General features: G+C 47.0%; 10 protein-coding genes and 1 pseudogene. 10 read left to right on the top strand and 1 reads right to left on the bottom strand.

Annotated elements, in window-relative coordinates; genetic code table 11:
- Positions 1-33 precede the first annotated feature (33 nt).
- The gene (gene fnr, locus WA279_RS09615) at positions 34-750 is read left to right on the top strand and encodes a fumarate/nitrate reduction transcriptional regulator Fnr (protein WP_336155251.1); all 717 of its coding nucleotides are present in this window, start codon (positions 34-36) and stop codon (positions 748-750) included.
- Between the two features lie 32 nt (positions 751-782).
- Here the strand turns inward: fnr and WA279_RS09610 are convergent, their stop codons facing one another.
- Positions 783-1,502, bottom strand: a complete 720-nt coding sequence (locus WA279_RS09610; protein WP_123374480.1) for a YwiC-like family protein — start codon at positions 1,500-1,502, stop codon at positions 783-785.
- 143 nt (positions 1,503-1,645) lie between these two features.
- Between WA279_RS09610 and arfM the strand changes: the two genes are divergently transcribed.
- From arfM to WA279_RS09565, 9 genes and pseudogenes are all read left to right on the top strand, one after another.
- Complete coding sequence (arfM, locus tag WA279_RS09605) at positions 1,646-2,122, top strand: Crp/Fnr family transcriptional regulator ArfM (protein ID WP_014478284.1); 477 nt, start codon at positions 1,646-1,648, stop codon at positions 2,120-2,122.
- 195 nt (positions 2,123-2,317) lie between these two features.
- Complete coding sequence (locus WA279_RS09600) at positions 2,318-6,004, top strand: nitrate reductase subunit alpha (RefSeq protein WP_336155247.1); 3,687 nt, start codon at positions 2,318-2,320, stop codon at positions 6,002-6,004.
- A complete protein-coding gene (narH, locus tag WA279_RS09595; protein WP_336155243.1) occupies positions 5,994-7,457 on the top strand; it encodes a nitrate reductase subunit beta in 1,464 nt (487 codons plus the stop codon). Before WA279_RS09600 ends, narH begins: the two co-directional genes overlap by 11 nt.
- A gap of 25 nt (positions 7,458-7,482) precedes the next feature.
- Positions 7,483-8,037 carry a nitrate reductase molybdenum cofactor assembly chaperone gene (gene narJ, locus WA279_RS09590; RefSeq protein WP_336155241.1) on the top strand — a complete coding sequence of 185 codons (555 nt, stop codon included), beginning with the start codon at positions 7,483-7,485 and terminating at the stop codon, positions 8,035-8,037.
- Complete coding sequence (gene narI, locus WA279_RS09585; protein ID WP_024571808.1) at positions 8,034-8,705, top strand: respiratory nitrate reductase subunit gamma; 672 nt, start codon at positions 8,034-8,036, stop codon at positions 8,703-8,705. Before narJ ends, narI begins: the two co-directional genes overlap by 4 nt.
- A gap of 185 nt (positions 8,706-8,890) precedes the next feature.
- Positions 8,891-9,099, top strand: a pseudogene (locus WA279_RS09580) (YitT family protein); the annotation flags it as partial.
- Positions 9,100-9,229: 130 nt separating this feature from the next.
- Positions 9,230-10,732: a cardiolipin synthase gene (gene cls / locus WA279_RS09575; protein WP_038829823.1), complete on the top strand. Its 1,503-nt coding sequence runs from the start codon at positions 9,230-9,232 to the stop codon at positions 10,730-10,732.
- Positions 10,733-10,820: 88 nt separating this feature from the next.
- On the top strand, positions 10,821-12,548 hold the full coding sequence (locus tag WA279_RS09570; protein WP_336155236.1) for an ABC transporter ATP-binding protein: 1,728 nt from the start codon (positions 10,821-10,823) through the stop codon (positions 12,546-12,548).
- A gap of 9 nt (positions 12,549-12,557) precedes the next feature.
- The gene (locus WA279_RS09565; protein ID WP_336155235.1) at positions 12,558-13,082 is read left to right on the top strand and encodes a dihydrofolate reductase family protein; all 525 of its coding nucleotides are present in this window, start codon (positions 12,558-12,560) and stop codon (positions 13,080-13,082) included.
- The last annotated feature ends 154 nt before the right edge of the window (positions 13,083-13,236 follow it).

Below are 13,236 nucleotides of genomic sequence, written 5' to 3'. Positions count from 1 at the left end.
AACACACAACGTGACTTTCTTCGAGGTGAGCTCATGAATTTTCTCTCTGTTCGACCATCTGATAGTGATCTTATATCCAGCGATCTGCATGAATTGCTGGAATCGATCAGCACGAAAAGAAAAATGGAAAAACACACGTATTTGTTTCAAGAAGGAATGGATGCAGAAGAGCTTTATCTGATTCAATCAGGACTCATTGAAATCGGCAAGCTGACATCTGACGGAAAAGACCTGACGCTTAGAATCTGCCAAAAGCATGATATCGTCGGTGAATTAACACTTTTCACTGAAGAACCAAGGTATATGCTCAGTGCAAAAGTGCTAGAGGATGGCGAGGTGCTCGTCATTAATAAAAATAAGCTGGAAAAAGAATTAATCCAAAACGGCGCTTTGACATTTGAGTTTATGAAATGGATGAGCACGCACCTCCGGAAGATTCAGTCCAAAATCAGGGATCTGCTTCTTCATGGCAAAAAGGGGGCGCTCTATTCTACCCTTATCCGCTTATCAAACAGCTACGGAGTGGAGCGAAGCGACGGCATTCTGATTAACATTGTCCTGACAAATCAGGATTTGGCAAAGTTTTGCGCGGCTGCACGGGAAAGCATCAACCGTATGCTGGGAGATCTCCGCAAAAAAGGGGTTATTTCGATAGACGAATCCGGAAAAATTATTTTGCACAAGCGGGACTATTTACGATGTGAGATTGAGTGTGAAAATTGCCCGCTGGAGATTTGCAATATTGACTGAAAAAAACAAGGACAGCGGTGTCCTTGTTTTTTTCACCTTGTGATAAACAGGCACATGACGGCAAGAAAGAAGCAGGCATTCACGATTTCCAGAATGCCAATCGTTTTTACGGGCCAATCCCTTCCATGAAAAAACCATGCCCGCAAGCTGCTCGGGATAAAAGCGAGAAACGCCCATCCTGCTCCAAAAAGAGCGGATAAAAAGGGGAGCAGCAGGTGATATCCCCATGACCAGTATGCAAATGTCCTGTTTTTTCTTTCACGAATCACCGATTTCACATAAAAGGAACTCCCGATAAAAAATAAAGCAGACTGCAAGAAAATAAACCAAGCCCAGCCGTCGAGGGTTCCCATCCCCAGCCAGCAGCTCGCAAACCCGCCCGAACAAAAGAACAAGACACCTGCAACATCATTCAATAGGGCTCGTTCGTTTTTTCGGCGGGCAAAATACATATGTATGAAAAACAGCGGCAGTAAAGAAACGCCCACCCAGATGAGAGGCGGCTTATGAAAGACCGAGATCATCAAAAAGCAGCAGGCGGGAAAACCGTAATAACACATCCACTTTTGATATGGTTTGCTTTGTTTCTTTTTTAAGGCAAGCGTAACGGGATAAACCGCTAAGTATAGGAAAAGCCAGCCTAGGAAGAGCGGAATATGCCAAATAACGGGGCCTCCCTTGACCATGCCGAGTAAAAATGGGATCAGCAGCATCGCCCACGCGCCGTGCTGCTTCGGAATCAGCGCCTTCATCGAAATCCTCCTTTTTTCTATCATTATAAATGCAGTCACCCTCCTGATAAGTGACATTCATCATACAGGCTGTGAAATACATCACTGCTGTACAGGCTCAGTCGAGCTACACTAAAGCTATCCTTAGCACAGGAGGTTTTCCTATGAATCAGTGTGACTATTTATTATTTCTGAAACAACTTCCTATGTTTAATGAAGTGCCTCTATCCATTGTCGAAACTTTGCTGAAAAACGGCACGTTTATCCGCGGCTCATGTGATCAGTCTCCATCTTTTCTTCATTCTCAATCTGTTTATATTGTATTAAAAGGCAGTGTCCGTTTCATGGACAGCAGGCTCCCTGAAGGGTCGAAAACCGTTGCGCTGTGGGAAAAAGGCGATGTGTTTCCGATTGATGAAAAAGGCGGGCTTTATTTATCGCCCTTTATCTCAGTCAATGCCACTTCAGACATTCTGATTCTCAACATCCCATATTACATATTTAAGAAAATGATGTCTTATCATCCGCAGCTGCAAATGAACTTTTTGGCTATGCTTCAGCAAAATGTTTTTTGTTCCTATCAATTATTTTTGCGGTATCTGCATACATCACAGGATGAAAACGCTGAGCCCGGTTCTTAAATAGAGCCGGTTTTTTTTGATCTTTGAATGAAAGGCAGCTAATGACCCAAGCGTCCTGTCTGAACTCAGCCTTCCTTCTCCTTTGTGTGAACATTTTGTGAAAAAAGCAGAGTGTGTGACATAGTTCACAAGGAAACACGCTGTCTCTGTTTATAGTGAACTTAGCATCACCTGACTCGGAAGGAGTGAACTCTCATGAAGAAAAAGAAAAGGAGTCCGTTGTTTAGGAGATTGAATTATTTCTCTCCTATCGAACACCATTCAAATAAACATAGCCAAACCACCCGCGAAGATCGCGATTGGGAGAATGTATACAGAAACAGATGGCAGTACGACAAAGTCGTTCGCTCCACCCACGGCGTTAACTGTACAGGGTCTTGCAGCTGGAATATTTATGTCAAAAACGGAATTGTCACGTGGGAAGGGCAAAATTTGAATTATCCATCAACAGGCCCGGATATGCCTGATTTCGAACCGAGAGGCTGTCCGCGGGGGGCCAGTTTTTCATGGTATATCTACAGCCCGCTGCGTGTGAAATATCCATACGTGCGCGGTGTACTGATTAATTTATGGCGGGAGGCACTGCAAGAACATCAAAATCCATTGGAAGCCTGGAAATCGATCGTCGAAAACCCTGAAAAAGCGAAGTCCTATAAACAGGCGAGAGGGAAAGGCGGGTTTGTGCGCGCTGAATGGCCGGAGGTGCTGAAGCTGATTTCAGCCTCTCTGCTGTATACAGTGATGAAATACGGGCCTGATCGAAACGTCGGTTTTTCTCCGATTCCGGCCATGTCCATGATCAGCCATGCATCAGGCTCCCGGTTTATGTCGTTAATCGGAGGCCCTATGCTCAGTTTTTATGACTGGTATGCGGATCTTCCTCCGGCATCTCCGCAAATTTGGGGTGACCAGACGGACGTTCCGGAAAGCAGTGATTGGTACAATTCCGGCTATATTATCACATGGGGCTCCAACGTTCCGTTAACGAGAACGCCTGACGCGCATTTTTTGGCGGAGGCCCGCTATAAAGGCGCTAAGGTCATTTCGATCAGTCCGGATTTTGCGGAATCCTCAAAGTTCGCGGATGACTGGCTGAGTATTCGCCAAGGGACTGACGGGGCACTTGCGATGGCGATGGGTCACGTCATTTTGCAGGAATTTTACGTGAACCAAGAAACTGAACGTTTTATTGAGTACGCGAAGCAATACACTGATTTTCCATTTCTCGTCACCCTGTCAAAAGAAAACGGCGTATACACAGCGGGACGGTTTCTGCATGCGAAGGACATCGGGCGGCAGACAAAGCATGATCAGTGGAAGCCTGCGGTTTGGGATGAACAGACAAGTTCATTTGCCATACCCCAAGGGACAATGGGCTCGCGCTGGGACGGGCAGCAGAAATGGAACCTGCACATGATTGATGAAGAAACCGGGGAACCGATTGAACCCCGTCTCTCTGTGCTGGGAATAGAGGACGAAATTGGCACGGTGCGCATCCCGTATTTTTCAAATGACGGAAACAAAGTGCTCGAGCGGGATCTTCCTATTAAAAAAATGAACCTGAACGGTGAAGAAACGTACATCACGACCGTGTTTGACTTGATACTGGCTAACTACGGCGTGAACCGGGGTATCGGTAAACGATCGGCTGTCTCCTATGATGATCCTGAGCCGTTTACGCCTGCCTGGCAGGAACAAATGACAGGAATCAAAAAAGAAGCTGTCGTTAAGATTGCCAGAGAGTTTGCCCAAAATGCGATCGATACAGACGGCCGGTCCATGATTATCGTAGGGGCCGGCATTAACCACTGGTTCAACTCCGACACGATCTACCGAGCGGTGTTAAATCTTGTTTTACTTGTAGGCGCCCAAGGCGTAAACGGCGGAGGCTGGGCCCATTACGTGGGGCAGGAAAAGCTCCGACCTGCTGAAGGGTGGCAGACGATTGCAACTGCAAAGGACTGGGAAGGCGTGCCCAAGCTGCAAAACGGCACCTCATTTTTCTACTTTGCGACAGATCAGTGGCGTTATGAGGACCAGCCGATCAGTGATTTGGCATCGCCGATTGCTGCGTCATCCCGCTACAAGCACCACGCTGATTACAATGTGCTGGCCGCGCGGCTGGGGTGGCTTCCGTCTTACCCGACTTTCAATCAAAATGGCATCGATCTGTATAAAGAAGCTGAAAAAGCAGGGGCAGAAACACCTGAAGACGTTGGTGCGTACGTGGCCTCACAGCTCCAAGAGAAAAAACTGAAATTCGCGATTGAAGATCCTGATAATGAAGTGAATTTTCCAAGAAATCTCTTCGTATGGCGGGCAAATCTGATCTCAAGCTCAGGAAAAGGGCATGAATATTTTCTCAAGCATTTGCTGGGGACGACAAACGGCTTGATGAATGACGATAGCGACAGCATCCGCCCTGAAGAAATCAAATGGCGGGAGCAGGCCCCGGAAGGAAAGCTCGACTTGTTAATCAATCTTGACTTCCGAATGGCCGGTACGGCGCTGTATTCCGATATCGTGCTGCCGGCAGCGACGTGGTATGAAAAACACGATCTCAGCAGCACAGATATGCATCCGTTCATTCATCCATTTGCTCCTGCGATCTCGGCTCCGTGGGAATCGAAGTCAGACTGGGATATTTTCAAGGCGCTGTCAAAAGCCGTTTCCGATCTGGCAGAAGAAGTCGATATGGAGCCGGTGAAAGAAGTGGTTGCGACGCCGCTCCTCCATGACACCATGCAGGAATTGGCCCAGCCATTCGGCAAAATCAATGACTGGAGCAAAGGCGAATGTGAAGCCATTCCGGGAAAAACGATGCCGAACATCCAAGTCGTTGAACGGGATTACAAACACATTTTTCATAAAATGACTGCACTTGGTCCGAACGTTGCTTTAAAGCCGAGCGGAACAAAAGGGATGAGCTGGTCAATAGCCGATGAATATGAATCACTCAAACAGAGATTGGGAGAAATCACCTCGGACAGTGTCGCAAAGGGATGTCCGAATATAAGTGAAGCAAAGCAGGCTGCAGAAGCGATTTTAACCCTATCATCCACTTCGAATGGAAAGGTCGCAGTAAAAGCATGGGAATCACTTGAAAACATCACGAACCTGAAGCTGAAAGACCTGGCGGAAGAACGCGAGGAAGAATGCTTTACGTTCGAACAAATTACAGCCCAGCCGAAAACGGTGATCACGTCTCCAGCGTTTTCCGGCTCTGAAAAAGGAGGGCGCAGGTATTCGCCGTTTACGACGAATGTTGAAAAATTAATTCCGTGGCGGACGCTGACAGGCAGACAATCCTATTATGTCGATCATGAACTGATGATGGAATTCGGTGAAACGATGGCGACATTCAAACCGATCCTCCAGCATCGCCCGTTTCTGAGCAAGCGGCCTGATCAAGAGGGAAAAGAAATCGTCCTTAATTATTTGACGCCGCATAATAAATGGTCTGTCCACAGCATGTATTTTGATTCCCTGCCGATGCTGACGCTGTTCCGCGGCGGACCGACCGTATGGATGAATAAAGATGATGCAGAGGATACGGATATCAAAGACAACGATTGGATTGAATGCTTCAACCGAAACGGCGTTGTCGTCGCAAGAGCGGTTTTGTCTCATCGGATTCCTAAAGGAATGGCGTTTATGCACCATGCCCAGGACCGCCACATCAACGTGCCAGGCACAAAGCTAACGAATAACCGAGGAGGCACCCATAACAGCCCGACAAGGATTCACGTCAAGCCGACACAGATGATCGGTGGCTACGCCCAGCTCAGCTACGGCTTTAATTATTACGGTCCAACGGGGAATCAGCGCGACCTGAACGTCGTCATCCGCAAGCTGAAGGAGGTCGATTGGCTTGAAGATTAAAGCGCAAATCGGTATGGTCATGAACTTGGATAAATGCATCGGCTGCCACACGTGCAGCGTCACCTGCAAAAACACGTGGACAAACCGTTCCGGTGCGGAATATATGTACTTCAATAATGTAGAAACAAAGCCGGGCATCGGCTACCCGAAGCAATGGGAGGACCAGGACAAATATAAAGGCGGCTGGACATTGAAAAAAGGAAAGCTCGAGCTGAAATCGGGCTCGAAAACCAATCGGCTTGCAGGCCTTTTCTATAATCCGAATCAGCCGTCGATTGATGATTACTATGAGCCCTGGAACTATGATTATGAAACATTAACGAACAGCCCGCAGAAAAAACACCAGCCGGTAGCACGCCCGAAATCGTCCTTAACGGGGGATTTCATGAATATCGAATGGGGACCGAACTGGGAGGATGATCTCGCGGGCGGCCACATAACGGGACTTGAAGATCCCAACGTACAAAAGATGGAAGAATCGATCAAAACAGAATTCGATGAGGTCTTTATGATGTATTTGCCCCGTATTTGCGAGCACTGCATCAACCCGGCGTGCGTCTCATCCTGTCCATCCGGCGCCATGTACAAACGCGAGGAGGACGGCATTGTGCTTGTGGATCAAAACGCATGCCGTTCATGGAGATATTGCGTCTCATCCTGTCCTTATAAAAAGGTCTATTTTAACTGGCAAACGAACAAAGCGGAAAAATGCACACTCTGCTTTCCGCGTTTGGAGGCGGGACTGCCAACCATCTGCTCTGAGACGTGTGTTGGCAGAATCCGCTACCTCGGCGTCATGCTGTATGACGCGGACAAAGTGGAGGAAGCGGCATCTGTTGAAAATGAAAAGGATCTCTACCATTCCCAATTGGACGTTTTTCTTGATCCAAATGATCCTGAGGTTGCCAAACTGGCAAAAGAACAAGGCATTCCGGCTGAATGGATAGAGACTGCGCAGCAATCGCCGATCTATAAAATGATCATTGACTGGAAGATTGCGCTGCCGCTTCATCCTGAGTACCGTACGCTGCCAATGGTGTGGTACATTCCGCCGCTCAGCCCGATTATGAATCTCTTTGAAGGAAAAGGCAGCCGGCAATCCGCGGAAGATATTTTTCCGGCTATCGACCAAATGAGAATCCCGATAGATTATTTGGCGCAGCTGTTAACAGCCGGTGATACGGATCATATCCGGTCAACGTTAAAGAAAATGTCTGTCATGCGCCAGTATATGAGAGCGATCCAGACGAATAAATCAATCGACCCGGAACTGATCTCCAGTGTCGGCTTAACAGAACAGCAAATTGAAGATATGTATCGGCTGCTTGCGATTGCCAAATATGATGACCGCTTTGTGATACCGAGCAGTCATCGAGAAGAAGTTTCAGATTTATATGCTGAACAAGGGAGCTGCGGCTTATCATTTTCAGGCGGCCCCGGCTCCTGTTTCTAACTTTTGATAAATGAGGTGTAACAAGATGAACACCACAGACCGGCAAATTACGTTCTCCGCTCTTTCCTCTCTTCTCTCTTATCCGGATGAAGAGTGGAGAGCTGAGATTCCCGATTGGAAGGCTCTTATCCATGAAATCAGCAACCGGCAAATCCGGGAGAAGCTGCTGCACTTTTTCGAGGCGTCAGCCAGCTTTTCACCGGAAGCGCTGATTGAACACTATGTCTATACGTTCGACTTTGGGAAAAAAACAAATATGTATGTCACCTACTTTAACTCGGGCGAGCAAAGGGAACGCGGCATTGAATTGCTGCATTTAAAAAACACATACGAGCAATCCGGTTTCCTGCCGACAGAGAAAGAGCTGCCTGATTATCTGCCGCTGATGCTGGAATTTGCTGCGGCTGCAGAAATTGAAGCAGCGAGAAGCGTGTTTGAGAAATATCTGTCCAATGTGAAGGAGCTGGCATCCCGTCTCGAAAAAAATGACAGTATATACGCTGAACTGCTGCACGTGCTGCTGTCCGCGCTTGAAAACATTGGCGTACGTGAAAGCGTTGAAGGGGCTGTTCAGGTATGAGCGGGCAGATCCTCTGGGGTATTATGCCATACATTGTATTGACAATCTTTATCGGCGGCCATATTTACCGCTACCAGCATGACCAATTTGGCTGGACGGCGAAATCAAGCGAGCTGTTAGAAAAGAAAAAACTTGCGGCGGGCAGCACACTTTTTCACTGGGGACTGCTGTGTGTTGTCGGCGGGCATGTCATGGGGATTCTGATCCCGGAAGGCGTGTATGCTTCCCTTGGCATTTCAGAGCATATGTATCACAAAATGGCGATTGGCGCTGGCTTGCCGGCGGGCATTGCGGCATGTACCGGACTTGTCATCCTGACGTACAGAAGGCTGTTTGACAAAAGAATCCGCAAAACGAGCTCGCCATCCGATATCCTTACGCTCCTCCTGCTGCTGTTCATGATGCTGTCAGGCGTTGCGGCCACGTTTCTCAACATTGATTCGAAAGGCTTCGATTACCGGACAACAGTCGGACCGTGGTTCAGGGAAATCGCTTTGTTCCGGCCTGACCCCTCTTTGATGGAGAGTGTCCCGCTATGGTTTAAGTTTCATATTGTGATAGGATACGTCGTTTTTATCCTGTGGCCGTTTACAAGATTGGTTCACGTGTTCAGCCTGCCGCTCAAGTATCTGACCCGCAGCTACGTTGTATATCGGAAACGCTCGTGAAAATCCCCCTTGCAAGAGGGGGATTTTTTTATCTTGATGAAAACATAAGATATTTACTGCCAAGGTAATGGCTGGGCGGCCGGGAATCCTGTTATGTTTGTATATGGAAATAACATCAAGGATTTTATTCATTTTAAACCGGCGGAACAGCAGATTATGATTCAGCCTAACTAACTCCTTATATCTTTCTGATCAATTTCCCGTTTTATATATTTTCTCTCATCAGAATGGGTATCAAATTCACTCTATCCACCGTATTTGCAGTCACAGCGCCGCCTCTTTTTCGGCGCTTGCCGGAGTGCTGAGCGGGTTCGGCCTGCCGTTCATGTTGTAGCATCAGGCTTCACTCGACGTTGCCAATAGTCTTGCTTTATTTCTGCAGAAACGATGCGGATGAATTCCTTGACAGTTAGTTTTTTCTAAACCTCTCCTCCTTCGGCGGAGAGGTTATTTACTTACAAGGTTTATCGATTAGAAAAAAGAGGTAATACAGAGGTAATTGAATCAGATTGGAGAGAATCAGGATGCTGAAAAGGAGACTGGAATTTTTCTTTTTATATATGATGCTCATCGGGGCATATGTCATTTGGTTTTTTCCGGTTTCCAGGCTTGAGTTTTACGGAGGATTGCTTTGCTATATAAGCATTATTTTGTTCAGCATCTATTCATTAATTCTTGAAAACCGCACCTCGCAGCACACGCTGTTATGGATCCATATTCTTGTCTTTTTTCCAATCGCCGGCTACGTGTTTTATCTGTTTTCGGGACAGCTTTATGTAAAGGGAAAGCTGTTTAAGACAAAACGAATGTACAACAGGGAAAAGCTCAGGAAGCTGTTTGACAAGGAGGAAACGCCCGAAGTGACAGGGCTGAAGGACAATCAAGAGAGGTTCTTTACCTATTCCATCAGGGCTGCCCATATGAATATCAATACGAAAAGCAACATCAAAGTGCTGAAAAACGGCGAAGAAACCTTCCCGGACATTTTCAAAGCAATGAGAAAAGCGGAATCTTACATACATATTGAATACTACATGTTTAAATCAGACATGCTCGGACGCGGCATGATGGATATTATGATGGAGAAAGCGCGCCAGGGTGTCGAGGTGAGGTTTTTATACGATGCGGCAGGAAGCATGAAGCTGGCAAGAAGAGATATTATGAGAATGAAACAAGCGGGGGTGGACATCGTCCCGTTTTCTCCGCTGAAATACGGGTTTTTCAACCAGAAGCTGAATTTCAGAAATCACCGGAAAATCGTGATCATCGATGGGAAAACCGGTTTTGTGGGCGGATTAAATGTTGGGAAGGAATATATCAGCAGAGATCCGTACATCGGATTTTGGAGAGATACACATCTGCGGCTTGAGGGGGAAATTGTGCAAACGCTCCACGCTATCTTTATGCTGGATTGGGAATACGTCTCCAATGAAGTGTTAATTGATCAAGAGGAGTACAATACCCCGGTTCCCGTGGAAGGAGGAGGCATTTATCAAATTGTCGCGACAGGCCCTGACATGAAGGAAAGCATGAGCGACCTTTATTATGAAATGATTTCTTCAGCGCAGAAATCAATATGGATCGCCACGCCCTATTTTGTCCCCAATGAATCCATTCGCACGGCGCTAAAAGCAGCGGCGACAAAGGGGGTAGAGGTAAGGGTTATGGTGCCGGAGAAGAACGACAGCTTTTTGACCCAATACGCGTCGAGGTCCTATTTCCCGGAGCTGCTTCTTGAGGGCATTGAAGTGTACTCCTACCAAAAAGGCTTCATGCATCAAAAAGTCATGATCATTGATGGTGATCTCGCCTCCGTCGGCACCGCGAATATGGACATGCGCAGCTTTCAGCTCAACTTTGAAGTGAATGTGTTCTTCACGGATGCCGAAGCGATCCGAACCCTTGAGACCCATTTTGAAGAGGATATGCAGGAAAGTGAAAAGCTCAGCCCTGTCGGCTTTTATAAAAGAGGCGTGGCTGACCGGACAAAAGAGTCATTTGCCCGCCTGTTTTCAGGTGTTCTGTAAGAAAAAAGAAATCTGATCTTTCAAAACAGCCCGTGTATAGTATAATTGAGAAATATTATCAGTTATTTATACATTGGGGGAAGATAGGGTGCTGCGGCAATTTTTTTCATATTATAAACCATATAAAACGTTGTTCTTTCTCGACTTTTTCTCAGCGATCGCGGGAGGTTTAATGGAGCTGAGTTTTCCTTTGATCGTCAATTATTTTATTGATACCTTGCTGCCGGGCAGGGACTGGGGACTGATCATCGCGACCTCAATCGGGTTATTTGCGGTGTACGCGCTCAGCTCGGCTCTTCAGTATATCGTGACCTACTGGGGACACATGCTTGGTATCAATATTGAGACTGATATGAGAAAGTCGCTTTTTGACCATTTGCAAAAGCTCTCGTTCAAATTTTACGACAACAACAAGACGGGAACGCTGATGTCGAAGCTCACGAACGATTTAATGTATATCGGTGAAGTCGCCCATCACGGTCCGGAAGACTTATTCATTGCGGTCATGACCATTCTCGGGGCGTTCGGAGTGATGCTGTTTATTAACTGGCAGCTTGCTTTATTAACGTTTATCATTATGCCGATCGTCATTTGGCTAGCGCTTTATTTCAACAAAAAAATGACCAAAGCATTTACCACGCTGAACAAGGATATCGGAGACTTCAGCGCGCGTGTAGAAAATAACATCGGCGGCATCCGGCTTGTGCAGGCGTTCGGAAATGAAGCGTTTGAAAAAGAACGTTTCGCCGTCAATAACCAGCGTTTTCGTGTCACAAAGCTTTCTTCCTACAAAATCATGGCGAAAAACGGTTCAATCAGCTATATGCTGACCCGGTTTGTCACGCTGTTTGTCCTTTTGTGCGGGACGTGGTTTGTCATTCGCGGCTCCTTATCGTACGGGGAATTCGTGGCGTTTGTGCTCCTGACAAATGTGCTGTTCAGGCCTATTGACAAAATTAATGCCATTATCGAAATGTATCCGAGGGGGATCGCGGGTTTCAAAAGCTATATGGAGCTCATGGAGACAGAGCCGGACATTCAGGATTCACCTGATGCGAAAGATGTTTCCGGCCTGAAGGGCAATATCCGCTATAAACATGTTTCGTTTGGCTATGATGGCCATCACAATGTCCTCAATGACATCAACCTATCCATTCAAGCGGGGGAAACGGTGGCGTTCGTCGGTCCGTCAGGTGCGGGGAAATCAACGCTTTGCAGTCTGCTTCCGCGTTTTTATGAAGCAGCGGAGGGCGACATTACGATTGACGGCATCAGTATAAAAGACATGACGCTTTCTTCGTTGCGCGGGCAGATTGGAGTCGTGCAACAGGACGTTTTCTTATTCTCGGGCACGCTTAGAGAAAATATCGCCTACGGCCGACTAGGCGCATCAGAAGAAGACATTTGGCAAGCTGTGAAGCAGGCGCATCTGGAAGAGCTCGTCCATAACATGCCCGATGGGTTGGATACTATGATTGGCGAACGCGGCGTGAAGCTTTCCGGCGGGCAAAAACAGCGTCTGTCAATTGCAAGGATGTTCTTGAAAAATCCGTCGATCTTGATTCTCGACGAAGCCACCTCAGCCCTTGATACAGAAACGGAAGCGGCGATCCAAAAGGCGCTTCAAGAGTTGTCTGAGGGGCGCACGACGCTTGTCATTGCCCACAGGCTGGCGACGATCAAAGACGCGGACAGAATTGTAGTCGTCACAAACAACGGTATTGAAGAACAAGGCCGTCATCAAGACCTGATCGAAGCCGGAGGCCTATACAGCAGGCTGCATCAAGCGCAATTCGGGCAAATGGTGCATCGATAGGAGGAGAACATGGAAAGAAAAACTGTGCTGTACATGGCTGTTTCATTGGACGGGATGATCGCAAAAGAAGATGGAAGCATCGATTGGCTGGATGAATTTGAAGGTGAAGGTGACAACGGCTACAGTGATTTTTATCAGACTGTTGATACAGTCATTTTAGGGCGGAGCACATATGAGCACGTTAAAGTGCTAACACCGGTTTTCCCGTATCAGGATAAAACCTGCTATGTTTTTACAGGATCGCCCGACAGTTATCGAGATGAACATGTGACGTTTATCAATGAGGGAGCCAGAGCCTTCACTGCCCGTTTGAAACAGGAAAAAGGCTCAAACATCTGGATAGCTGGCGGGGCAGAGCTGGTGAATGCCTTTATGAAAGAAGATGCCATCGATGAATTCATCATCACTGTTATTCCCGTCGTTTTAGGAAGCGGCATCCCGCTGTTTCACGAACTAACAAATGAAACAAAACTGCGGTTAAAAGAGAAAAAACAATTTGGACAAGCGGTTCAGCTCCATTATGTAAGAGCATAAGAAAAAGGATAGACAGATGTCTATCCTCAGCTTGTAGAGAAAACGGTGTTTTTTTCTACAAGCTTTTTTGTTTTGGGCTGTTTCTTTACATATTCATCTGATTTCAGGTGCAGAAAAAGCACTCCCACATGCCTAGCCTTGCTTGGCTAGGTAT

It is taken from the genome of Bacillus sp. 204(2023) (genome assembly GCF_037027505.1).
GTDB classification, from domain to species: Bacteria; Bacillota; Bacilli; order Bacillales; family Bacillaceae; genus Bacillus; species Bacillus subtilis.
This window is presented reverse-complemented; position numbering and strand designations above follow the sequence as displayed.

Excerpts from the sequence above, each read along its gene's own strand:
- fnr (WP_336155251.1), top strand. The coding sequence starts at position 34 with ATGAATTTTCTCTCTGTTCGACCATCTGATAGTGATCTTATATCCAGC.
- WA279_RS09610 (WP_123374480.1), bottom strand. The coding sequence starts at position 1,502 with ATGAAGGCGCTGATTCCGAAGCAGCACGGCGCGTGGGCGATGCTGCTG.
- arfM (WP_014478284.1), top strand. The coding sequence starts at position 1,646 with ATGAATCAGTGTGACTATTTATTATTTCTGAAACAACTTCCTATGTTT.
- WA279_RS09600 (WP_336155247.1), top strand. The coding sequence starts at position 2,318 with ATGAAGAAAAAGAAAAGGAGTCCGTTGTTTAGGAGATTGAATTATTTC.
- narJ (WP_336155241.1), top strand. The coding sequence starts at position 7,483 with ATGAACACCACAGACCGGCAAATTACGTTCTCCGCTCTTTCCTCTCTT.
- narI (WP_024571808.1), top strand. The coding sequence starts at position 8,034 with ATGAGCGGGCAGATCCTCTGGGGTATTATGCCATACATTGTATTGACA.
- cls (WP_038829823.1), top strand. The coding sequence starts at position 9,230 with ATGCTGAAAAGGAGACTGGAATTTTTCTTTTTATATATGATGCTCATC.
- WA279_RS09565 (WP_336155235.1), top strand. The coding sequence starts at position 12,558 with ATGGAAAGAAAAACTGTGCTGTACATGGCTGTTTCATTGGACGGGATG.